The 24829-nt window shown below is 41.4% G+C and carries 22 protein-coding genes; 2 read left to right on the top strand and 20 right to left on the bottom strand.

What is annotated here, in order from left to right:
- Positions 1–49 precede the first annotated feature (49 nt).
- The 5 genes from tpiA to Q0058_RS10240 all read right to left on the bottom strand — a co-directional run bounded on the left by tpiA (position 50) and on the right by Q0058_RS10240 (position 3430).
- A complete protein-coding gene (gene tpiA / locus Q0058_RS10260; RefSeq protein WP_298223559.1) occupies positions 50–802 on the bottom strand; it encodes a triose-phosphate isomerase in 753 nt (250 codons plus the stop codon).
- Positions 802–1296 (bottom strand): TlpA disulfide reductase family protein, encoded by a 495-nt coding sequence (locus Q0058_RS10255; RefSeq protein WP_298223558.1) that lies wholly within the window; start codon positions 1294–1296, stop codon positions 802–804. Before Q0058_RS10255 ends, tpiA begins: the two co-directional genes overlap by 1 nt.
- 89 nt (positions 1297–1385) lie before the next feature.
- Entirely contained in the window at positions 1386–1730 is a 345-nt protein-coding gene (locus Q0058_RS10250; protein WP_298223556.1) for a hypothetical protein, read from the bottom strand.
- 9 nt (positions 1731–1739) lie between these two features.
- On the bottom strand, positions 1740–2840 hold the full coding sequence (locus Q0058_RS10245; RefSeq protein WP_298223554.1) for a BT_3928 family protein: 1101 nt from the start codon (positions 2838–2840) through the stop codon (positions 1740–1742).
- 47 nt (positions 2841–2887) lie between these two features.
- Entirely contained in the window at positions 2888–3430 is a 543-nt protein-coding gene (locus Q0058_RS10240) for a DUF1599 domain-containing protein (protein WP_298223552.1), read from the bottom strand.
- Positions 3431–3544: 114 nt separating this feature from the next.
- On the opposite strand from Q0058_RS10240, the gene folP reads away from it, so the two are divergent.
- Entirely contained in the window at positions 3545–4369 is an 825-nt protein-coding gene (gene folP, locus Q0058_RS10235) for a dihydropteroate synthase (RefSeq protein WP_298223550.1), read from the top strand.
- A gap of 18 nt (positions 4370–4387) precedes the next feature.
- On the opposite strand, the gene rlmH is transcribed toward folP, so the two are convergent.
- From rlmH to Q0058_RS10160, 15 genes are all read right to left on the bottom strand, one after another.
- Positions 4388–4861, bottom strand: coding sequence for a 23S rRNA (pseudouridine(1915)-N(3))-methyltransferase RlmH (gene rlmH, locus Q0058_RS10230; protein WP_298223548.1), 474 nt, complete (start codon positions 4859–4861; stop codon positions 4388–4390).
- Positions 4862–4864: 3 nt separating this feature from the next.
- Entirely contained in the window at positions 4865–5047 is a 183-nt protein-coding gene (locus Q0058_RS10225) for a hypothetical protein (RefSeq protein ID WP_298223546.1), read from the bottom strand.
- A gap of 74 nt (positions 5048–5121) precedes the next feature.
- The gene (locus tag Q0058_RS10220) at positions 5122–5562 is read right to left on the bottom strand and encodes a GNAT family N-acetyltransferase (RefSeq protein ID WP_298223544.1); all 441 of its coding nucleotides are present in this window, start codon (positions 5560–5562) and stop codon (positions 5122–5124) included.
- Positions 5559–6032, bottom strand: coding sequence for a nuclear transport factor 2 family protein (locus Q0058_RS10215; protein ID WP_298223542.1), 474 nt, complete (start codon positions 6030–6032; stop codon positions 5559–5561). The genes Q0058_RS10220 and Q0058_RS10215 overlap by 4 nt, the downstream gene beginning before the upstream one ends.
- Entirely contained in the window at positions 6032–6562 is a 531-nt protein-coding gene (locus Q0058_RS10210) for a hypothetical protein (RefSeq protein WP_298223540.1), read from the bottom strand. The genes Q0058_RS10215 and Q0058_RS10210 overlap by 1 nt, the downstream gene beginning before the upstream one ends.
- Before the next feature lie 119 nt (positions 6563–6681).
- On the bottom strand, positions 6682–7218 hold the full coding sequence (locus Q0058_RS10205; protein WP_298223538.1) for a hypothetical protein: 537 nt from the start codon (positions 7216–7218) through the stop codon (positions 6682–6684).
- A gap of 105 nt (positions 7219–7323) precedes the next feature.
- Positions 7324–9726: a thiamine pyrophosphate-dependent enzyme gene (locus tag Q0058_RS10200; RefSeq protein ID WP_298223535.1), complete on the bottom strand. Its 2403-nt coding sequence runs from the start codon at positions 9724–9726 to the stop codon at positions 7324–7326.
- A gap of 176 nt (positions 9727–9902) precedes the next feature.
- A complete protein-coding gene (locus Q0058_RS10195; protein WP_298223533.1) occupies positions 9903–12734 on the bottom strand; it encodes an aminopeptidase in 2832 nt (943 codons plus the stop codon).
- Between the two features lie 53 nt (positions 12735–12787).
- Entirely contained in the window at positions 12788–13516 is a 729-nt protein-coding gene (locus Q0058_RS10190) for a TIGR00730 family Rossman fold protein (protein ID WP_298223531.1), read from the bottom strand.
- Positions 13517–13722: 206 nt separating this feature from the next.
- The gene (locus Q0058_RS10185; RefSeq protein ID WP_298223528.1) at positions 13723–15177 is read right to left on the bottom strand and encodes a T9SS type A sorting domain-containing protein; all 1455 of its coding nucleotides are present in this window, start codon (positions 15175–15177) and stop codon (positions 13723–13725) included.
- Between the two features lie 123 nt (positions 15178–15300).
- A complete protein-coding gene (uvrA, locus tag Q0058_RS10180; RefSeq protein WP_298223526.1) occupies positions 15301–18129 on the bottom strand; it encodes an excinuclease ABC subunit UvrA in 2829 nt (942 codons plus the stop codon).
- 305 nt (positions 18130–18434) lie between these two features.
- On the bottom strand, positions 18435–20219 hold the full coding sequence (locus Q0058_RS10175) for a chloride channel protein (protein ID WP_298223524.1): 1785 nt from the start codon (positions 20217–20219) through the stop codon (positions 18435–18437).
- A gap of 40 nt (positions 20220–20259) precedes the next feature.
- Entirely contained in the window at positions 20260–20928 is a 669-nt protein-coding gene (locus Q0058_RS10170; protein WP_298223522.1) for a DNA alkylation repair protein, read from the bottom strand.
- A gap of 2 nt (positions 20929–20930) precedes the next feature.
- On the bottom strand, positions 20931–22610 hold the full coding sequence (ggt, locus tag Q0058_RS10165; RefSeq protein WP_298223520.1) for a gamma-glutamyltransferase: 1680 nt from the start codon (positions 22608–22610) through the stop codon (positions 20931–20933).
- Positions 22607–23191: an acyl carrier protein phosphodiesterase gene (locus Q0058_RS10160; RefSeq protein WP_298223518.1), complete on the bottom strand. Its 585-nt coding sequence runs from the start codon at positions 23189–23191 to the stop codon at positions 22607–22609. Before Q0058_RS10160 ends, ggt begins: the two co-directional genes overlap by 4 nt.
- A gap of 118 nt (positions 23192–23309) precedes the next feature.
- Here Q0058_RS10160 and glmM point away from each other — a divergent pair, with 118 nt between their 5' ends.
- A complete protein-coding gene (gene glmM, locus Q0058_RS10155) occupies positions 23310–24698 on the top strand; it encodes a phosphoglucosamine mutase (protein WP_298223516.1) in 1389 nt (462 codons plus the stop codon).
- The last annotated feature ends 131 nt before the right edge of the window (positions 24699–24829 follow it).

Raw genomic sequence — 24829 nt, 5'->3', positions numbered from 1 at the left:
AGACTTGAATGGCGTCAAATCTCTATGCATCATAGTAGTTTCTTATATTTTAAATCGCATTGACAATTGCGGCAAAGTCTTCTGCTTTTAATGCGGCACCTCCAATTAATCCGCCATCAACATCAGGTTTTGAAAAAATTTCTTGTGCATTGTCGGGTTTCACGCTACCACCATACAAAATCGAAACATCTTCAGCAACATCACTTCCGTAAGTTTTTCTGATGGTTTCGCGGATGAATTCGTGCATTTCCTGTGCTTGCTCCGGGCTGGCCGTTTCGCCGGTTCCGATCGCCCAAACGGGTTCGTAAGCCAACACGATGTTTTCCCAAGCTTCTTTATCTAAATGAAATAATCCGTCGCGCAACTGGTTTTCAACGATATTAAAGTGTTGGTTGTTCTGTCTGTCTTTTAACTCTTCGCCGAAACAGAAAATCACACGCATTTGATGTTGTAAAGCCTTATCGACTTTAGCGGCAATGATTGCATCGGTTTCATGAAAAATCGCACGGCGTTCAGAATGGCCTAAAATCACGGTGTTCACGCCAATACTTTTGAGCATGTCGGCTGATATTTCACCTGTAAAAGCACCGTTTTCGCTTTGATGCATATTCTGTGCAGCGACACTAATATTAGTGAATTGCAAGTGTTCAACGGCAGAAGCGAGGTTGATGAAAGTCGGCGCCACAATAATCTCAACCGCTTTATCATTAGGCAATTTATCGATTAATGCGTTGAGTAAATCTTCAGTTTCCTCGGCATTTTTGTTCATTTTCCAGTTTCCGGCAACGATGTTTTGTCTCATTATTTTAGGGTTTTTAAAGTCGAATCTATTTTGTCAAAGTCCGTTTCGATGGCGCGGTACAATACAATTTTACCTTTTTTATCGACGATGATGTAACGTGGAATCCAATCTAAGTTGATGGCGGTTCCGAAAGCGCCTTTCATGCCGTCATTGACCATATAGTGATCGCCTTTCAGGTCGTGTTTTTCTATACCGGCTTTCCATTTGTCGGCGGTTTTATCCATCGAAATGAATACATAATCCACTTCTGGATGTTCGGCTTGCAATGCTTTCATTTTTGGCATCGCTTTCACACAATCGCCGCACCACGAAGCCCAGCATTCGATGACCACGGTTTTGCCTTGGTGTTTCGAAAGTACTTCCTGAAACGAAACCTGAGTGTCATTTGATGCAAGTAATTTCTCGCCTAATGCGTCTTTGGAAAATGAAGACTGTGCATTGATACACGAAATGGCAGCGATGAGTACGCAAACTGAGGCCAATATCTTTTTCATAGTTGTAATTTTATGGTGCAAATTTAAGCATCACATGGCGAAACAATCATAAAATAATGTTAGGATTCTTTTGGAAGTATAATCTAGCATTAGGGATTTTTTTCTTTTTCAGGCTGCTTTTCGATTTCCAGAAGTTCATCCAGAAATACGTGCTGTGTTCTTTTTCTTTTTTTAGGAAAATACTGTTTTTTGATGGTATAGATAAGCACCAGTATGGAAACCGCAATAATGGTACAGCCTAAAACGATGTTGAATGTGGCTCCGATCGGTGGTCTTTCCAATGCGGCCACGTAATTCAAGATATAATAACCCAGAAAAAAGGCCATAATACAAACCAGAATGATCCGGTTGTTTCTTTTTTTTCTTTCCCTTCTTGATCTTTCAATGCTGGCCCTGCTTTGGCTTCTTCTTTTGCTGATTGGTTGTTCAGTCATTGGCGTGAATTATAAATTTAAAATGGAGCTGTCGTTATAATGTACTTTCTGCACAATGGTTCCTTTGTTCAAAATAACGATACTCGGGTTGGCTCTTTCAATGGTTTTAAGCGTGGTTCCGTCGCAAAAATAGAAGTCGAAAGTATAGCCGAATTCTTTTTTGGCTTTTTCAATTTCTGCAGCGCCTGATGCGGTCATCGCGATGACTTTGTAGCCTTTGGCTTTGGCTTTCTGGTTCAAACCTTCCAAAATCTCCATGCCTTTTTTATCGGATTTCGCTAAATCATACGCTACGAACAGGAGTAATTTAGGTTCTTGCAGCAATTCGTCTTTGTAATCTGAGCCGTCAAGTTCCATCGTGAAATCATGGATTGGCGGTTTGTAGCCTTCCGAGATCACTTTGTCGATGCGTTCCACGAAAGTGGCTCCGGCTGGAATATTCATCAGATCTTTTTCGGTGAAATTCTTATTGACGCCATTCACTTTATACACGAAGACCATTTCCACGACTGATTTTGGCGCACCTTCAGGAATTTCCATTGCTTTTTGGATGTTGGTTCCTACTTTATACGCGCGGAAATCTTTCAGCGGCAAATGATACAAAACCCAATAGCCCATAAACGCACACAATACGACGGTCAAACTCACCAACGCATTGCGGAAATTCGCATTGAACAGCGGTTTTACTTTTTTGATGTTGAAGAACAAAATCAAAATGAAAAACAGTAAAACGACATCTTTGGTAAACGATTGCCAAGGCGTCAGTTTTAAAGCATCGCCGAAACAACCGCAATCGGTCACTTTGTTGAAATAAGCCGAGTAGAAGGTAAGGAACGTAAAAAAGACAATCATCAAAAGCAAACTCCAGATTGTAAATTTAGGTTTGAAACCGATCAGCAACATAAAGCCCAAAACGGTTTCGAAAATGACGATGAATACTGCAATCGCTAATGAAAATGGGATGAATACAGGTAAGTTTAAAACGGTTTCCCCAAAATATTCCGCGAGTTTATAAGAAAATCCGACAGGATCATTAAGTTTGATTAAACCGGAAATGATGAACAATAATCCGACAAAAATTCTTGAGAATTGCACGAGTACGTTTTTCATAAATAGTTGGTTAGCGGTCCGTAAATATAAGGTTTTTTATAAGAATGTTAAGCGGCGTTTCCCATAAGGATCAAAGCGAAAACTGCGTAATTGATCATGTCCTGATAATTGGCGTCGATGCCTTCCGACACGAGTGTTTTGCCTTTGTTGTCTTCAATCTGCTTGACACGCAATAGTTTCTGCAGAATTAAATCGGTTAATGAACTGATTCTCATCTCGCGCCAGGCCTCGCCGTAATCGTGGTTTTTGGCTTCCATCAAGGCTTTGGTTGTGGCTATTTTTGCGTCGTATAAAGCGGTGGCTTTTTCGGTATCGAGATCGGGTTGGTCGGCGATGCCCAATTCCAATTGGATCAAAGCCATGATCGAATAGTTGATGATGCCGATGAATTCGCCTCTTTCGTCCTCGTCAATCTTGCGGACTTCATTTTCCTGCAGGCTTCGGATGCGTTGTGCTTTGATGAAAATCTGATCGGTCAGCGATGGCAATCTCAAAATGCGCCAAGCACTTCCGTAATCAGTCATTTTATTGATAAAAAGGCTACGACAAATGGCAATCACCGTATCGTATTCCTGGGCAGTATTCTTCATTATTATTGCTGTATATTTGTAATCGAATTTTTTAACCACGTTCGGTATGGCCTAACGGCCTCGCGTCAAAAATAGTTTTTTTTTTTGAATGTTTGTCGACTAAAACGAATAACCATGACAATTAATTGCCTCGGCCAGCTCATCGATTTAACCCGCCCTAAAGTGATGGGGATTCTCAATGTGACGCCTAATTCTTTTTACGATGGCGGTCAGTATGTTACGGAAAAAAATATACTGGAACAAGTCGAAAAAATGCTGGTCGAAGGCGCTGATTTCATCGATCTTGGTGCCTATTCAAGCAAACCCAATGCGGCTTTTGTAACGCAAGATGAAGAATTGGAACGGCTACTTCCGGTCGTAAAATCCGTTTTGAAACATTTCCCGCAAACCTTACTTTCTATAGATACTTTCAGAAGCGAAGTGGCGAAATCCGCGCTCGATCATGGTGCCGCGATAATCAACGATATTGCTGCCGGAACTCTCGATGAGAAAATGATGAAAGTCGTTGCTCAATATCAAGTTCCGTATGTGATGATGCACATGAAAGGCACGCCGCAAACCATGACAACCCTCGCACAATATGAGAACATCGTCAAAGAAATGTTGTTTTATTTTTCGGAGAAAATCGCCGCCGCCAGAAGTTTCGGAATTAATGATTTGATTGTCGATCCCGGATTTGGTTTTGCGAAAACGCTCGACCAGAATTATGAAGTGCTGCAAAAACTAGAGTTGTTTCAAATATTGGAACTGCCAATTTTGGTTGGTGTTTCCCGAAAATCGATGGTTTATAAAGTACTGGAATCTTCGGTTCAGGAAGCGCTCAACGGAACCACGGTTTTGAATACAATTGCTTTAACAAAAGGCGCCAAAATCCTTAGAGTTCACGACGTTAAAGAAGCAATCGAAAGTGTAAAATTGTTCAATCGATTAGAGATTTAATTATCAATTGTCAATTAATTATTGGTGGTGATAAGGTTCGTTTTTCAAAATCGTAAAGCCGCGATACAATTGCTCAATAAAAAACAAGCGCACCATCTGATGCGAAAACGTCATCGGTGACAATGAAATCTTGCCTTGCGCTTTATCATAGACCGCTTGAGAAAATCCGTATGGACCGCCAATGACGAATACTAAAGTCTTGATTCCGGAATTCATTTTCTTTTGCAATTCGGCTGCAAAATTTACGCTTGAAAAGGTTTTTCCGTTTTCGTCAAGCAATATCAATTGATCGGTTGCCGAGATTTTGGCTAAGATGAGTTCGCCTTCTTTTTCTTTCTGCTGGGCTTCTGAAAGGTTTTTGACGTTTTTGATGTCGGGAATGATTTCGAGATCGAATTTGATGTAGAACGACAAACGTTTCTGATATTCGTCCATCAAAGCCTGAAGTTGGTTGTGATCGGTTTTCCCGACCGCGATGAGTCTGATATTCATAGCTTATTCGTCGTCGTTATCTTTTCCGAAAACTTCCCTGACCAATAAAGCTGACAAAGCTCCAATGGCAAATATCGATAGGAATTCAACGGTTCTGATATTTTCCGTGCCTTGCAAGCGGCCATAATTTCCCAGTGCAAGCAGCAGCAAAACCGTGAGGATGATTTTTCTTTTCTTAGCATTCATGTGGATGAAATTTCCCCAAAAGTACTAAAGATTAAACCAACTTAAATAAGGTTTTCCTTAAATCCTTATGCTTTTTAATCTTGCGAATGCCAAGAATCAAAAGTTATTTCAAATTTAATTTCGCCTTTGCCGTGCGTTCCGGTTTCAATCCAGCCGGCTTTTCTGTAGAAACCTTCCGCTCTCGATTTTGGCTCGGTGCCCAACCAAACCGTAGTTTTTGTCTGTTTGAAATACCAGTCGAGCATCACGTCATGAAGTTTTCTGCCGATGCCTTTTTTCTCAAAATCAGGATCGATGAACAGCGCCCAAATATTATGGTCTTTGAGATCAACAATGGAGAATCCGACGATGGTGTTTTCCATTTCGCAAACCCAGCCTTTGCCGCGTTGTGTGATAAATTCGACGCAATCTTCCTGCGTGACCAAATCCGGATTTGAAAGCGTGTTTTCTTTAACGGCCAGACGTATTACCATAATCCGAGGAATGTCGTCGATTAAAGCTTCTCTAATGATCATAAATATTTCTTTAAATATTGTTCCAAGCTTATTTGCGCTTGTTGTTTGATTTTTTGTTGCATGAATGCCGACCAGCCTAGCAGTAAACCTTTAAATCCGAAAGCTTGACGCGACCATTTCCACAAATCGAAAGTATCGGTGTGTTTGATGATCAGACCGTCTTTGAATTCAAAATAGGCGTGAATCACATTGATCACTTTGCGGTTGGTTTTGCTGAACAGGTAAGTGGCAACCCAAGTCACGGAACCTGAATTTTCATTGGCCTTGACATTGTGAAATTCAATTTTCAGATTGCCTTTGCTGCGCTCGATGAGCATTTTCCACATCAATGTAGCTTTCTCGAAATTGAGCTTTCCGAAAACCGGATCTTCAAAAAGCAATTCCTCATGATAACACTGCGCCATAGTTGCCGTGTCTTGATTCGCAAACGCCGTGTAGAATTTTTCGATAAGTGCTTTGTGGTTGTTCATTATTGATGGTATAATGCAGTAATGTCCAGATTCGTCTCGTAACTTTTTTTGGAGTTGTCATAAACCGTTGCAAAATACTTCTTTTTATTGACAGCCGTAAAGTATCCATTTTGACCCGAAAATTTGCTTTTTTTGCCTTTGATTGAAAATCTTATGGCTTGTATTTCCGTTTTTTTGAGGCGGTTCATTTCAGCTGTCGTCAAAATATAATACGAAATGATCTTATTGCCGTTGGTTTCACGGATGTTTTTGTCGGTGCAGACCAACGCAGTCAAATCGGCAAGATCGATATAAACATTACCGGCGATGGCATACGATTGTTCATTGGTTTCAACCACTATTTTTAGCAAACCGCCTTTTTCCGTTTTGGCGATTTGAATTTGGGTGATTCCTGAATAGGCGTAGTTTTCACAAATGAAATCCCAGATTGGCGTTGCCGTGTAAGATTTGGCATGCAACACCATCGTTTCTTGTCCGAATGCTATGGACGATAGGAAACAACAAAAAAGAAGTATTATTTTTCGAATCATGAATGTATCGGAATTTGACGTGAGGCATTTCTGTTTCAAATTTATAAAAACAAAATTTTTAGCCACGGATTCCGCGATTTTATAACTTAAATTTATAATTTGATTCGGAAATACGCGTCTTAGCTTGTTTTTTTATTTTCGGATTTTTTCGGATCGGGTTTTGCTTTTGCCGCATCAGCTTTCAAAAAATCATCTTTCCAGTCTTTTGAATTCACAGCTGAAATCTGGTTGTTTTCATTGACTGTAATCCGGAGTTCCTTATGGGCAATTTTCTTTTCGTAGAGCGCTTTATAGCGGTAGATGATTTTGTTTTCGGGATAATTCCTGTAGGCTTCCACAAATTGCAAATCCTTGAAGTCACCGTATTTTAATTTGAATTTCAAACAGGTTTTCGTCAATCGCTCGATGGTCATGTTTTTGCGGACTTCGGGCGTGGCTTCTTTATCAGACAACGGCTTGAATTTAGAAGTGTTGCACGTCATCAGGATTTGTTTGCCCAAAGCGGTCATCCTTTCTTTCTGTTCGACATCGACCTTGTCATCGAGAATTTTCTCCATTTTATATTTGGGCGCCGTTTCTGTTTTTGAAACCGAGTCTTTCTTTGATTTACAGCCGATCAAAAAACATAAAGTCAGTAAAAGCAGTATATTTTTCATAGCCTTCCATTTTTGGTTCAAGGTATAAACGGCTTTCCGGGTTTTATATTGGTCATTGTTCAAAAAAAATCCCAAACTTTCGAATGGGATTTAAGATTTATGAGGTTAATATAACGCCGGATATTGTTTCGGATTCATCTCGCTCATCATCGCATAGACTTTTTCATAAATATCCTCGACCGATGGTTTGGAGAAATAATCGCCGTCAGTTCCGTAAGCAGGTCGATGTTCTTTAGAAGTAAGCGTTTGCGGTTTGCTGTCGAGATAATCGTACGCATTCTGAACTTCGAGAATATGTTGCATAATGAATGCCGAAGCGCCACCGGGAACATCTTCATCAATGACCAAAAGTCGGTTCGTTTTCATGATGCTTTTGACGATATCGTGATTCACATCAAATGGAAGCAAAGATTGTACGTCGATGATTTCACAATCGATGCCTTTTTCGAGCAATTCCTTAGCGGCTTGTTCGACCAATCGCAACGTCGAACCATATGAAACCAAAGTGATGTCGTTACCTTCTTTCAAGGTTTCCACGACACCGATTGGTGTTTTGAATTCGCCAAGGTTGTTTGGCATTTTTTCTTTCAATCGATAACCATTCAGACATTCAATCAATAAAGCAGGTTCGTCGGTTTGTAATAAAGTATTGTAAAAACCTGCCGCTTTGGTCATATTTCTAGGCACCAAAACGTGGATACCACGCAACGCATTGAGGATCATTCCCATCGGAGAACCCGAATGCCAGATGCCTTCGAGACGATGGCCGCGTGTTCTGATGATTAGTGGTGCTTTTTGGTTTCCAAGCGTTCTGTATTGTAAAGTCGCCAAATCATCACTCATAATCTGGATCGCGTACAACAAATAATCAAGGTATTGGATTTCCGCAATCGGGCGCAATCCACGCAATGCCATTCCGATGCCTTGCCCTAAAATCGTAGCTTCACGAATTCCGACATCGGCTACGCGCAATTCGCCATATTTTTCCTGCATGCCATCGAGGCCTTGGTTGACATCGCCAATGTTTCCGGCATCTTCGCCAAAAACAAGTACTTCGGGATATTTCGAGAAAATAGCATCGAAGTTGTCGCGCAAGACCATTCTTCCGTCGGCATCTTCAGGATTTTCGTCGTAAGTTGGTAGTACCTCTTTAACGGAAAATACATTTTTATTGGAAGTCGAATATAAATGCGAACTGAATTTCGGCTGGATTTTCTCTGAGTAGTTTTTAATCCAGTTCGATAGCGAAGGTTTGCCGCTTTCGTTGGAAATCATACGCAATACTTTACGCATCGCCACCAAAATATCTTTGCGGTTCGGCTCTTTGATCGCTTTTAAATCGTCAGCAAATTTCTGGATGAAAACTTTATTATCGCTGGAATTGGCAATCGATTCCAACAAATCACAAGCTTCTTTCTGCTCGTCTTTGATTGGATTTAAATAGGCACTCCAAGCGGCTTTTTTGCCTTCGAGTACTTCTTTTTTGGCGTTAGCGTCAATAGCGTCAAGTTCGGCTTCTGTTGCGATATTATAAGTGACCATCCAGGATTTCATTTGTCGGATGCAATCGAATTCGGCTTCCCATTCCAGACGCTCGGTATTTTTATAACGTTCGTGCGAACCGGATGTGGAATGCCCTTGCGGTTGCGTCAACTCCACAACGTGAATCAAAACCGGAACGTGTTCTTCGCGTGCCATCTGCGATGCTTTTTCAAATGTTGAAACCAAGTCAGCATAATCCCAACCTTTTACGGTCAGGATTTCATAGCCATTATGGTCTTCATCACGCTGAAAACCTTTCAGGATTTCGGAAATACTTTCTTTTGTAGTCTGGTGTTTGGCATGCACGGAAATCCCGTATTCATCGTCCCAAACGCTGATGACCATCGGAACCTGCATCACGCCGGCCGCATTGATTGTTTCAAAAAATAAACCTTCTGAAGTACTGGCGTTGCCAATCGTTCCCCAAGCCACTTCATTACCATTCACTGAAAAATTCGAAGTGTCGATGCCGCTGACGTTGCGGTATATTTTGGAAGCTTGCGCCAATCCCAAAAGTCTTGGCATTTGGCCTGCCGTTGGAGAAATATCAGCGCTTGAATTTTTTTGTTGGGTAAGGTTTTTCCAGGAACCGTCTTCGTTGATGCTTTTCGTAGCGAAGTGTCCGCCCATTTGTCTTCCGGCTGACATCGGATCAAAATTGATATCGGTGTGGCCATACAAACCGGCAAAAAACTGTTCAATGTTGAGCTCGCCAATGGCCATCATAAAGGTTTGGTCGCGGTAATAACCCGAACGGAAATCGCCATTTCTGAAAGCTTTCGCCATCGCCAATTGCGGCACTTCTTTTCCGTCGCCGAAAATACCGAACTTGGCTTTGCCGGTCAATACTTCGCGGCGGCCCAAAAGGCTGCATTCACGGCTAGTAATGGCAATTTTATAATCATTCAGTACTTCTTTTTTGAAGTCTTCAAAAGACAGCACCGGACTGGTTTCAACTTGTGTCATAAAGTGATTTTATTTCTTAGGAAAACAAATTTAGTTAAAAAAGGCTGTCGTTTTGACTTTACCTCTAAAAATATATTTTTTCGATATTCTCAAACTCGCAATGGAATTTCAAGCCTGTATTGGTTATAATGCAAAGAAAATTTAGATTGATTGATAAATCAACACAGATTTAATTCTTAAAACCATTTTCTTGTAAACAAATTCACTAAAACTTTTGGGTCTAGAGTGAACACAATCCTGATTTTTTGGCTGTATTGCGATTGCGTAATTTCCCAGCCATTGTTGGAGTAGACGGGAAAATAAAATTCAAAATAATCAGGGACAAGATTCAATCGGATCCCGCTGTCATACACCCATTTTTCTGCAATATCGCTGTTTTTGACCAATCCTAAATCGCCGTAGACTTCAATCCAGTTCCAAACGTTGAAACTCGCATTGGTAGTCACGAGCCATTTATTGACGTTAGCCGGCATTATTTTCGACTTAAATCCGCCTTCGCCCATGATAAACTGCTGGCTGAAAATGCCGCTTTTCTCCGATCTTCCGAGCAATTCTTGTTCAAAAAGGTAATCGTTGACACCCGACAATCCGAAATCGAAAGTATTGTTATTATTGGATTTGTTGTATAAAAATGATCCGGCATACAACCTCAAATTAATCTGACGGTTGTTGTTGAACAATCTTCTGTATTGGATTTCACCTGACAATTTCCCAAAAGAACTGGAAAGTTGTGTATCGGTCAGGTAACTAAAAGTATTCACCAATTCCTGCTTGCTGTTGATGTATTTGAAACTAAACACTGAGTAATCCTCCAATTTATTGTCAACGATGTATTTCGTTTCCTGCTTCTGCACAATATTATATCTAAAAAGCAATGCCTGACGGTCGTTTTTTCTGAAATCGTTATCGCGAATATTTAATGTGATGCTCGGATTGATTTTAAAATACGAAGCATCAGGAGCATAATTGAAATGGGAACCGTTCAATCCATATCTCACGTAATACAAACGGCTGTCTCGGATATACTGGCTGAAAGCGACTGATGATGTACCACGTAAAGAACCCGTATTTGGCGAATAAACCGGATTCACATCATAATTGAAAGGCTTGGCCAGCAAGGTTTTATTGTGAAAACGCAAGCCCGGCGCCAAACCATCGTAGTAATTGTAAGTGATCGACGGTACGAAAACAATCTGATTGTAGTCTGGGTTTTCCAAATCTTTAAAAAAGTTGAATTTATACGGACGGTCGTTGCCTAAAAAGCTGTGCAGCGATTTCCAGTTGTTGCGGCGGTTGAATTCGGGCACTTCATTCTCATAATTCAAAACGAGTTTGTCAGCGCCTTGTCTTTCAATCGTGAAAGTGCTGTCTTTGCTGATGTTTTCAAACCATTTCTTGAAGATGATTTTTTTGTTTTTGATGCCGTAAACCGGAATCGGCACGTTGGTTCCCGTTTTGTTTTTGATCGTGAACGTAACGCTGTCTTGGGTTTTTGAAGCTTTCCCAAACGTATAATCTACAATGTCGCGCGTGTCGATGATTGTTTTGAAAAACCAGTCGATGTCTTTGGGCGTTTGCTGTTTCAATAAGGATTCAAAGTCTTTTGAGGAGCGCAATTGTTCCGTATTCAAAGTGTAAAAATTGCGGATTGATTTGGGTACGATGGAGTCATTCAAAAAGCGGTCAAGATATTTCAGACTTAATCCTGCGCGGTATTTGGAAGCGATTTTTTCATTGAAACGGATCAAGGTTTCTTTTGAATTGCCGAGTGGCTGGTCAAGGTTTTTGCGCGCCATCAGCAGGTAATAATAGCTGTATTGCTCATTGAAATCCTGATTGATGATGTTGAAGCTTTTAAGCAATTTGAGCTTCGATAAACCGCCCATCATCTTCATCTCCGGACGAAATTCATCAATATAATTCATCATCGTATACACTTGAATCCCGTCGTAAATCCATTGGTCTTTTCTAGGATCGAGGTGCATAGCATTCTTAAGATAATTGTTGAGATAGGTTTTGAGGAACTTGAGTTCGTAGACAAATTCGTCCTGAAACACATTGATGAACGAAGGCAATTGGTTGAGCCCGTAATATGGATTGCGTTCGTAATCGACTTCGGAAACAGTGATTTTTTCGTAAGGATATTTACCGATATTTTCATTCACGTAGCCTACAATCCGATCAATCAACAATGCTTTTTGAATATCGTTTAAGTTGTTGTCTTTCAAATTTGTAACAACTTCTACCTGATCGTTTTTATAACTGTAAAATTTTGATTTTGGTTCGATGTATAAACTGAAATCCGTGCGTTGTTTTCCGCTTAAAATGAGTTTGGTAACTTCACCGCTTTTCACTTTACTGATTTCATTCAAATCAGAATTCAAATCATACTCGTTAGGAATTTCAATCGCAAGTTCATAATCGCACAATCCGTTCGCGGCATCATCCAAATCGGCATTGCTATACTTCGCGAACTGATGGTTTTCATAACGCGCCGGACTCAAATACCATTGTTTTAAGATAAAACCTTTTTTGTCGGTATAGCCATACCGCGTAAAACGGTCGCTTGGAATTTTAACGTAATAGGTGAGATGAAGGTTTTTCTTTTGGAAAGGCAGCAACTTTTCAGGAAGTGGAATTTCAATCAAATCGACTTGGTTTTCCGAACGCCGCCACGATAATGCAGCATTTTGGGTATCTAAAATCACTACGTTATTGGTACCGCCCAATTCTTTTTCACTAGCAAAATGAAAAGCACGCACAAATTCATCCGAAAACCTCCGGCCTAGAAGCGAATTCTTATAGGAATAGGCGTTATTCCAATCGTTGAGCACCAAAGTACTGATAGTGTCGTTGGTCTGATTGAAATAGGTGAGTTCCTGACTTACCAGAAGCGTATTCGTTTTCACGTCAAGCTTTGCGTTGAGCTTTGATATATGCTGTGCGTATTGCCGGCACGAAGCCAGCAACAACAAGCAGTACCATAAGAATTTAAAGTATGATTTCAATTATAAAGGTTCAGAATTAGGATGTTCATAACGAAATCAAACGCAGAATAGCGCTAAAAATTGGGACTCAAGTCGTATTTTTTGTAGAATTTATCCAGCACGTCAAGCACTTCGTCTTCCGTATCTACGATTTTAAACAGATCAAGGTCTTTTTCGCTGACGGTTTTTTCGCGTTCCACCAAAACCGTTTTGACCCAATCAATCAATCCTGCCCAAAAAGCAGTTCCAACCAAAATGATAGGAAACTTAGCAATTTTCTTAGTCTGAATCAACGTCATCGCCTCAAACATTTCGTCTAAAGTTCCGAAACCGCCCGGCATCACGACAAACCCTTGCGAATATTTGACGAACATCACTTTGCGCACAAAGAAATAATCAAAATTCAGATTCTTATCGCGGTCGATATACGGATTGTAATGTTGCTCAAAAGGCAACTCAATGTTCAAACCTACCGAAGTTCCACCACCGAAATGCGCGCCTTTGTTGCTCGCTTCCATAATTCCGGGGCCACCGCCGGTAATGACGCCATAACCAGCCTTGCTGATTTTGAACGCAATTTTTTCAGCCAAAAGATAATACGGATCATCAGGTTGCGTGCGCGCCGAACCGAAAATCGAAACACACGGCCCGATACGGCCCATACTTTCATAACCATTGACAAACTCCGCCATAATCTTGAAAATCGCCCAGCTGTCGTTGGTGCGGATCTCATTCCACGTTTTTTGTTTCAGTTTGTCCTGAATCACTTTATCCTCGTCATTGTCAAAATCTTGTAATCTCATGTTTTTAATTGATAATTGATAATTGACAATGGATCATTGACAATTATGGTGTTTTAATTATTTTTAGTAGCTATTCCAGCTATTCACTATATCTTTTGCGCCACCCGAGCCTTGGCGAACTGACGAAGTAAACGCCGGCACAAAAGGATGTCGTTGCTATCTGGGCTAGGGCTTCCGCGTTAATCGAGAAGCGTGTGCTAAAGTAGTTATTTTTTTAAAAATTTGATTACTTCGCTCGCATTTCCTTCATCAAGTACCAGATTGTATACTCCAGAGGTTAAATCCGAAACATCAACCGCAGCAATATTACTTCCATTTTGCGACTTAACGAGCTGCCCTAAAGTGTTGTATATCTTGATGGATTTTGCATCACTACCGGGAATCAAAGAAAAATTTAAAACCGAACCCACCGGATTTGGAAATACCGAGGTCACGGGCATTTCAAAAGTATTGTTGGCGAGCATTTCAGCAGAGAACTTAGCCACAAGAAAATCGTCAGAATCGTGATTTACACCGCCACCTTCAAGCATATCGGAAGTCGAATAGCCTACGGCCAAAAAGCCATGGTCTGGCGTTTGCCGTATATCGTTAAACAGGTCAATACCCATTGCACCTATATATTTCTGCCATAGTAAATTCCCTTCTGCATCCACCCTAAAGAGCCATGCATCATCATTTGGGTGCGGTCCGATAATGTCACCGTCATTATTAGAACCCGTGAAGCCCGAAGCTATAAAACCGCCATCAGGTAAAGCGGCGACGCTTTTGACAAGGTCGGTGTTTGAGCCACCATAAGTTTTTTGCCAGAGCATTTCACCATTGGGAGTGGTCTTGATCAGCCATGCATCATCAGTATTGCTATGGCCTGCTAAAATACAGTTTCCGTCTGCGGCAATCCGCATGTCATAAATCCTATCGCCCAAAGCGCCACCGATGTTTTTTTGCCAAATCAAATCCCCATTAGCCTCTAATTTTAAGATTGTAGTGTCAAAAGAAGACATTTGGCGGTCCATAAAAGCTACCAGATATTCGCCTTCGTTGGTCTGCATGACGCTTAAGGCTTCTTGCTCGTAATTCCCTCCAAAAATCTTCAACCATTGTTGGTTGCCATTCGAATCTACTTTTAGGACGATGGCATCACAATCTCCACTATTGACATTAGTCTTTCCAGCGATCACATAACCGCCATCCGCCGTGTTCTGGATGTCAATGCCGTAATTTATTCCGTAAGTTTTTTGCCATTGCAGGATTCCTGAGCCATTGAGTTTCATCACCCAAAGGCTGTCATTGTTATCCTCACAAACAACATCGCCATTGCAACTCCCGACTGTTCCGGTTATCACATAACCGCCGTCATTACTGAGTATGATGCTTCCGGGATAATCGGTATTGTTACTTCCTAAAGTTTTTTCCCAAGTGATATTGCCTTGTGCATCAAGTTTTACAACCCAAAAATCGATATAACCCGGCGTATCGGAAATATCGCCATCATTTGAAGATGTGTCGCCTAAAATAATGCAGCCGCCGTCAGGAGTAATCTGGACTGACAGTGCTTCTTCCGGACTCGAGCCGCCTAAACACTTTGTCCATTCAAGGGTTGGGGCTTGTGCCCATAAAATTGGGGATAAAAGCAACGAGAGAAATAAGTAAACGTTTTTCATGCAGTAAACTTAAAAAAGTAATTCCTTTTTCAAACAATCCACAATGAATTTTTATTCCGGTCATTTTCAATAACCCTAAAAACGGCAATGCGCCTAATCCGTCAAATCCGTGGCTAATTTTTATTATAGCTCTTTTTTCAAAAACGCCGCCGTATAACTTTTCTTATTTTTAGCCACTTCTTCCGGGGTGCCTTCAGCCACAACAGTTCCGCCGCCTTTTCCGCCTTCCGGGCCAATATCGATGATATAATCCGCAAGTTTGATGACGTCCATATTATGTTCGATGATTAGGATCGTGTTGCCTTTATCGACGAGTTTGTTGATGACTTCCATGAGTACGCGGATGTCTTCGAAATGCAAACCTGTTGTAGGTTCGTCGAGAATGTAAAACGTATTTCCGGTATCTTTTTTAGACAATTCCCCAGCGAGTTTGATGCGTTGCGCTTCACCGCCCGAAAGCGTTGTGCTTTGCTGTCCGAGGGTAATGTAGCCCAAACCGACATCCTGAATTGTTTTAATCTTGCGATGAATTTTCGGAATGTTTTCAAAAAAAGGAACCGCTTCATCGACGGTCATATTCAACACATCAGAAATCGATTTGCCTTTATATCGGATTTCCAAAGTTTCCCTGTTGAATCGTTTGCCTTGGCAAGTTTCACATTCCACATACACATCGGGAAGGAAATTCATTTCGATGGTGCGCACACCGGAGCCTTCACAGGTTTCGCAACGCCCGCCTTTGACATTGAAACTGAAACGTCCGGCTTTATAACCACGAATCATGCTTTCCGAAGTCATCGTAAACAAAGTCCGGATTTCAGAAAACACTTCAGTATAAGTCGCAGGATTAGAACGCGGCGTTCGTCCAATCGGGCTTTGGTCAATGTCGATCACTTTATCGATATGTTCCAAACCTTCGATTTTTTTGTACGGTTTTGGTTTCTTGACGCCGTTGAAATAAAATTCATTCAGAATCGGATATAAAGTCTCATTAATCAACGTCGATTTTCCGCTTCCCGAAACGCCTGTCACGCAAATCATTTTCCCTAACGGCAGGTTGATTGAAACGTTTTTGAGGTTGTTTCCCGTGGCTCCTGAAAGTTTTAGGAATTTTCCGTTGCCTTCACGTCGTTTTTTCGGGATTTCTATTTTACGCTCTCCGTTCATGTATTGCGCGGTCAGCGTATGGTGTTTTAAAGTTTCGGCTGGCGTTCCGATGCTGATGATTTCGCCACCGTATTTTCCGGCGCGTGGGCCAATATCAATCACGTAATCGGCGCGTTCAATCATGTCTTTGTCGTGCTCCACAACAATTACGGAATTGCCAATATCGCGCAGTTGTTCGAGTGAACGAATCAGTTTTTCGTTGTCTCGTTGGTGCAAACCGATGCTAGGTTCGTCTAAAATGTATAAAACCCCAACTAGTTGCGAGCCGATTTGCGTAGCCAAACGAATACGTTGCGCTTCGCCGCCGGAAAGCGATTTGGAACTTCGGTTGATCGATAAATAATCCAAGCCGACATTGACTAAAAAGTGCAAACGGTCTTTGATTTCTTTGATGACTTCCGTCGCAATTTGCTTTTGTTTTTCGGACAACGATTTTTCGAGTTTGTCGAACCAATTAGTTAAATCTGAAATGTCCATCGCCGATAAATCATTGATGTTTTTTTCATTAATTCGAAAATACAGCGATTCTTTTTTAAGCCTTGAGCCTTCACAAACCGGACAAGTCACTTCATCCATAAATTCCTTCGCCCAACGTTTGATGCTCGTCGAGCCGCTTTCGTCGTGTTGGTTTTTGATGAAATGCGAAATGCCTTCGAACTCAATTTTATATTCTTTGGTGATGCCCATCGTTTTGGATTCGACCGCGAATTTTTCCTTGCCGCCATGAAGGATGATTTCCATCGCTTCTTCGGAAATTTTTTCGATCGGATCGGTAATCTTGAAGTTGAATTTCTCGCCTATGATTTCGAGTTGTTTGAAAATCCAGGAACTTTTGTATTCGCCAAGCGGAGCGAAACCGCCATTTTTGATAGACAGTTTCGGGTTTGGGATGATCTTTTTAATATTGATTTCATTGATCGTACCCAAACCGTTGCAATGGTCGCAGGCGCCTTTGGGAGAATTGAACGAAAACAAATTAGGCTCCGGATTCTGATACGAAATTCCCGTAGTCGGGCACATTAAATTCCTGCTGAAAAAGCGTATTTCCTGCGAATCATGTTCTAAAATCATTAAGATGTTTTCGCCATGATGCATCGCAGTTTGGATGCTTTCGGCAAGGCGTTTTTCATTTTCGGCAGTAGCTTCCACCAACATTCTGTCAATCACAATCTCGATGTCATGGGTTTTGTAGCGGTCGAGTTTCATGCCCGGCGTGATGTCTTTAATCTCGCCGTTGATGCGCACTTTGAGGAAACCTTGTTTGGCAATCTGCTGGAACAATTCGCCATAATGCCCTTTTCTGGCGCGAATCACGGGCGCTAAAATATTGATACGTTTTCCTATAAAATTTTCAGTGATCAGCTCCTTAATCTGGTCATCGGAATACGACACCATTTTTTCATTGGTGTTGTAACTGTAGGCGTCGGCGGCACGTGCGTAGAGCAATCGCAGGAAATCGTATATTTCTGTAATTGTCCCAACGGTAGAACGCGGGCTTTTACTTGTTGTTTTTTGCTCAATGGCGATGACTGGTGACAATCCGTCGATTTTGTCTACGTCCGGGCGTTCCAATCCGCCGAGGAATTGTCTTGCGTAGGCAGAGAAAGTTTCTACGTAGCGGCGTTGTCCTTCGGCGTAAATCGTATCGAAAGCCAACGATGATTTTCCCGAACCAGAAAGTCCGGTAATCACCACGAGTTTTTCCCTCGGAATCGAGATGTCAATGTTCTTGAGATTGTGGACGCGTGCGCCTAAGACTTCTATCGTATTTTCGGTATCTAGCATGATTTTTTGGCAAAACGCAAAGGTAGGTTTTCAATTGATAATTGACAATTGATAATTGATAATTAAAAGAGAACGATCAATAAATTAACAATTAATATTTTTCAGGAGCTTAATCCAGCTGTACACTCTTATCTTTTGCGTCGAACGCCGCCGCAAAAGGATAACCGTTTCCATCTGGGCTAGGGCAATAAACTACAACGAACCCCTGTTTTCCAATTATCAATTATCAATTATCAATTATCAATTATCACCCGAGGCGCAGCCGAATTGTGCGGAGCGTAGCGGAGCAAATTATCAATTATCAATTACTCAATAGTCATCGCTCTCAATTTTTCGCGATAAGCTTCAAGCGCATTGGCTTTGGAAATGAAGCCGTAGTATTTCCCGTTCTTTAAAACCGGCAAGTAATTGACCTGCGTCTTTTCGAATTTTTCCATGACGGTTTCCATGTTGTCGGTCGGGTAAACGATATCGATGGGCGGAATCATGACTTCTTCTACGGGCGTATATTTGACTTTGAAATTGCTGAAGATAATCTCACGTATGTCATTGAAATGCACGATGCCCAGCAGTTTTTTGTCTTTGTCAATGACGGCAAAAATCACTTGGTTGGAATGTGAAATCAGATCGACAAGTTTCTCTAAATTTGCGTCTAACGTGATCGTGAGATAATCGGTTTGGATGATCTGTTCGGTTTCCAGCGTGGAAAGGATATTTGTGTCTTTATTGTTGGTAAAAGCTTGTCCTTTTCGCGCGAGATTTTTGACGTCTAAGGAATGTTTTTCGAATTTTTTTGAAATGGCAAAACTAATCGAAGAGACCATCATCAGCGGAATCATCAGATCGTAACCGCCGGTAATTTCAGCAATGAGGAAAATCGCGGTCAAAGGCGCATGGAATAATCCGCTTAGAATTCCCGCCATGCCGACTAAAGTAAAATTACTAATCGGCAAATGTGTAAGACCAATGGTGTTTAAAGTTTTGGAAAAAAAGAAACCTGCGTACGAACCTAAGAATAGAGAAGGAGCGAAGTTCCCTCCATTTCCGCCGCTTCCGAGCGTAATTCCCGTAGCAAAAACTTTGAGCATCATCGTGAGCCCGATGAAAATAATCAAGGCCCAAGTGTTGTGTCTGAAACTGCTGAACAAGGTATTTTCAAGCAATTGCCCGGGATCGCTTTCGGATAAAGTTCTGATGCTTTCGTAACCTTCGCCAAAAAGCGTCGGAAACACAAAAATGATGACCGCTAAAATTGAAGCGCCAAATAATGCTTTTTTGTAAGGTTTGAAACGAAGCCGTGTAAAGAAATGTTCAACACGTTGAAAGTTTCTCGAATAATACACCGCAATAAAACCCGTAAACAATCCCAATAAAACGTAATAAGGAATATTGTGGTAATTGAACGATTGTTCTTGGTTGAAAGTTAATAAAACCGTCTCGTCTAAAGTAATTGCCGAAACCAAAGCGCCTGTAGCTGCTGCAATCATGATGGGTGTGAAAGCGGAAATGCTCACATCGACAAGCAATACTTCGATGGCAAACAAAACTCCGGCTATGGGTGCGTTGAACGCTGCTGCAATTCCGGCTGCGACGCCACAACCAATCAGAAGTGTTCTGTCTTTATAGCTTAGTTTGTAACGTTGTGCGTAATTCGATCCGAAAGCTGCTCCGGTAATGACAATCGGGCTTTCCAAACCTGCGGAACCGCCAAGACCAACGGTTAAGGAACTCGTGACGATTTGCGCATACATTTGTTTTCTCGGGATGATACTTGCTTTTTTTGCGACGGCGTAAAGAATTTGTGAAGTACCTTTTTCGATCGAGCCGCCGAGTAATTTCTTGACGACAAAAACGGTAAGCAGAATCCCAACGATGGGCAGAATACTATTGATGAAACTCAATTTGAGGATGCCATTCACGGAAGTGGCAATCGAGAACACCTTATGGGCAAACGATTTCAGGATGATCACCGCAAACGCCGCAGAAATCCCGACCAAAACACTCGACAGGAAAATGAACTGCTTGTTGGTCAGTTTGGTTTGTGACCAGGCAATGATGCTTTCAATTTTGAGAATGAGTTTTTTAACCATTGTGTTTTGAAGAAACGGCTAATTTACGACTAAATTGACTTTACGAAATATTTTTTAAGGCTTCTTTTGCACTTAACGGCTTTAATTGGTTTTGTGTCACAAAGGTTTTGACGGCTTCTGGATAAAATCTTCCGTATTCGCGCAACGCCCAACCAATGGCTTTCTGGAGGAAAAATTCTTTGGAATGGGAATGTTTGACGCATTCATCGAAAAGAAATTTTGCGTCGGTTTTCTGTTTGTAGCCCAATTGAAATAAAATCGCCGCGCGGTTGAGCCACATATTTTGGGAATCCGAAAATCGTTTGATGACGCTTTTGGTTTGCTCAGGAAATTCTAGTAAATATTGGCCTAAAATAAACTTGGAAATCGTGTCGACAGAATCCCACCAGGAATGCGTTGTGATGAGTTTTTCAATCAGATGAATGTCGTCTTTCTGAAAGTTTTTCTTGAGGTTTTTGATCAGGATTTCTATGCCGCAATAATGCATTTCGCGTTGCGGAAACGTATACAATTGTAAGGCAATCTCACGGGAATTTTGCTTGACTTCTTCATGATTGGCTTTCCAAACCTCGTGAAACAACAAGCGCCTTTGATCAGTTTTGATGCCGTAGAACTGAAAATGGTTCTTCATGTAATTTTCCATAGGAATGGCCAGTTCGCGCGAACTATTTTCCTTGAAAACGTTTTCTAATTCGGTAATAAATGTCATAATTAAAATCCTTTTGCAGTATCATCGCCTCTTGGGTCTGCGCCGCCTTCAAATTTTCCGTCAGGCCATTTTAAAATAGCATCGACTTTTCCGATCACCGGCGCGCTCTTTTCATTGGTAAAATAGCCTTTTTTGCGAAGATTGAACAATAAATTTGGAGCAAAGCAATTAGGCTCGAACAATATTTCATCAGGCAACCATTGGTGGTGGAATCTCGGCGCGCTGACCGCTTGCTGCATGTTCATTTTAAATTCTGATACATTCAATATCGTTTGCAATACCGAAGTGATGATTGTAGAACCGCCCGGCGAACCTAAAGCCATAAAGAATTTTCCATTTTTCTCTACGATGGTGGGCGTCATGGAACTCAGCATCCTTTTTTGCGGCGCAATGCTGTTGGCTTCCGCACCGACCAAACCGTAGGAATTAGGAACGCCTGGTTTTGCACTGAAATCGTCCATTTGGTTGTTGAAGAAAAAACCCAGTTCGTCAGAATATAATTTCGAACCGTAAGCGCCGTTCAAAGTTGTGGTCGCTGCAATGGCATTTCCTTCGGCATCTACAATAGAATAATGGGTCGTTTCATTGCTTTCAGAAATCGTAATGTTGCCATGCGAAATTTCAGAGGATTTGGTGGCTTGTTTCCAATTGAAATTTTTCATTCTTTGTTTTAGGTAGTTTTCGCTAACCATTTGATTTTTAGGAATCGAAATAAAATATGGATCGCCTAAAAAATAGTTTCTATCGGCATAAGCACGACGTTCGGCTTCGGTCAACAATTGGATGTATTTTTCGCTGTTGTGCCCGTATTTTGCTAACGGATACGGTTCAATCATCATCATGATTTGTTGCAATGTAATACCACCAGAAGAAGGCGGCGACATCGATATGATCTTTAAATCCTTATACTTAAAAATAACGGGTTTGCGCCACACGGCTTCATACTTCGATAAATCTTCCGGAGAAATAATGCCGCCTTTTTGCTGAAGAAAGGCTACTATTTTTTGAGCAGTTTCGCCTTTGTAGAATTCGTCTTTGCCGTTTTTTAGGATGCGTTCCAAAGTATTGGCGAGCGCCGGATATTTGATCGTGTCGCCAATTTTATATGGCTTCGCATACAAAGTCTGGTTGCCACTAACCGCAATAATGTCTTTTTGGTTGTTTTGAATTTGTTTCAGTTGCCTTGCAGTGACAACAATTCCTTTTTTTGCTAAAGCGATCACAGGCTGCATAATTTCTTGCATCGAAAGTTTTCCGAATTTCTCATGAACGGCAAAAATTCCGGCAATCGTTCCGGGAACACCAACCGCCATAGCTCCATTGACACTAAGGTTTGGGATCACTTCGTTGTTTTTGTCGAGATACATATTCTTACTCGCTTGCATCGGAGCTTTTTCACGATAATCCAACGCGCCGGTTTCGCCATTATTTAAGCGATAGACCATAAATCCGCCACCGGCAATATTTCCCGCATACGGATAAGCGACCGCTAAAGCCAATTCCGTAGCGACCATAGCATCAAACGCGTTACCGCCTCTTTTCATGATGTTAACGCCGATTTGAGAGGCTTCTTCGCGGGCAGAAACCACCATCGCTTTTGAAGCTATCAAGCCTTGTTGTGCTAGAAGAATAGAAGTAAAGCCAATGAAGGCAAGGAGAATGAATAGTAACTTCAATTTCATAACTCCAATAGTTTTTGATCGACATGTACTTTCAAATTGACGAAGAACGTTTTAAATTCCGATTCGAAATCTTCATAAAATTCCTTTAATTCTTCGACTGAATATTGCATTTTAGAGACATTATTGGTGCGACGGTCCATTTGGTATAAAATCCGCGCGATGCCTTGTTCGTATTGATAGTTTACTAGCCAGTTATGCTCGATCATATAAGGCATCAAGCCTTTGGTTTTGTCGGTTAAATGTTCGTAGTGAATTTCAAGCGATTTATAAAAGCGCGATACAAAATCCTCGAGTTTTTCATCAGAATATTCCGACCAGTTCTTGGCTAAAAAATGATCGTAAAAAACATCGACAATCACGCCAGCGTAATGATGGTATCTGGCATGCAACCGGTGTGTGCTTTTACGGAATTCAGGATGTGCATCGGTAAACGTATCAATCGCTCGATGCAAAACAATGCCTTTCTGAATGGCTGCAGGCAAATGTTCGTAATGTTTCCCGCGAATCCCGTCCGCCATAAAGTTGCCGATTTTGATCAGGTCGTTGTCGCCGGAAAGATAGATGTGTGCGAGGAAATTCATACGCCCAATTTAGGAATTTTAAATGATGAATTTTAAATTTTAAATGACTTTTAAACCTCAATGATTATATTTGCTGACAATTCAAAATTTGACATTCAAAATTCAAAATAATTTTCAAATGACATTAATCAAATCAATCTCGGGAATCCGAGGAACCATAGGCGGTAAAGTTGGCGATAATTTAACTCCGGTGGATGCCGTAAAATTTGCTTCGGCTTACGGAACATTCATGAAAACAAACAGCAAAAAAGAAAAACTCACCGTGGTTATCGGCCGTGACGCGCGTATTTCAGGGCCGATGATTCACAATTTGGTGGTGAATACTTTAATTGGTTTGGGCATTGATGTCATTGATTTGGGATTGTCAACTACACCAACGGTGGAAGTGGCTGTTCCTTTAGAGAAAGCCGATGGCGGTATCATTCTGACGGCTTCGCACAACCCGAAACAATGGAACGCTTTGAAATTGCTCAACGAAAAAGGCGAGTTCCTAAGCGGTGCCGATGGTGCGAAAATCCTCGAAATTGCCGAAGCGGAAGCTTTTGATTTTTCCGATGTGGATTCGTTGGGTGACATTACGATCAACGATGCTTACATGGATATCCACATTGATGAAGTTTTGAACTTGCCTTTGGTCGATGCGGAAGCGGTGGCGAAAAGAAAATTTAAAGTGGTTGTTGATGGCGTGAATTCATCTGGCGGTATTGTAATTCCGAATTTATTGGAACAAATGGGCGTTGAAGTCGTGAAATTATACTGCGAACCGAACGGCCATTTTCCGCACAATCCCGAACCTTTGAAAGAACATTTGGGCGATATCTGCAAATTGGTCGTAGAAGAAAAAGCTGATTTCGGAATTGTTGTCGATCCTGATGTTGACCGTTTGGCCTTCATTTCCAACGATGGCGAAATGTTCGGCGAAGAATATACTTTGGTGGCTTGTGCCGATTACGTATTAAGCAAAACGCCCGGAAATACGGTTTCCAATATGTCGTCTTCAAGAGCTTTGCGCGACATCACCAATAAATACAGCGGTAGTTATCAGGCAAGCGCTGTCGGCGAAGTGAATGTAGTCGAATTAATGAAGAAAACCAACGCAATTATCGGTGGTGAAGGCAACGGCGGAATTATTTATCCCGAATTGCATTACGGTCGTGACAGCTTGGTGGGTGTGGCTTTGTTCCTGACACATTTGGCTAATTTAGATGTTACGGTTGCAGAACTCAGAGCGAGTTATCCGCAATATTATATGAGCAAAAATAAAATCGAACTGACGCCACAAATTGAAGTCGATGCGATTCTGGAAGCCATGACCGAGCAATACAAAAACGAAGATATTTCCACGATTGACGGAGTGAAAATCGATTTTGCTACGGAATGGGTACATTTGAGAAAATCGAACACCGAGCCGATTATTCGTATTTATACCGAAGCGCCGACACAAGCACAAGCCGATAAATTGGCGTTGAGAATCATTGATGAAATCAAAGCAATAGCTGGAATTTAGGAGATTGTAAGACTGTGAGATTTTAGGATTGTAAGATTAGGAGTTCATGAAAATCAGGTGCCTAGCCCTGATGGAAGTGGTTATCCTTTTGTGCTGTTGTTCAGCGCAAAAGATAAGAACGTACAGCAGGT

The organism is Flavobacterium sp. (assembly GCF_027484705.1).
GTDB lineage: Bacteria > Bacteroidota > Bacteroidia > Flavobacteriales > Flavobacteriaceae > Flavobacterium.
Note: the sequence above shows the minus strand (reverse complement) of the source record. Positions and strands in the feature narration are given on the sequence as shown.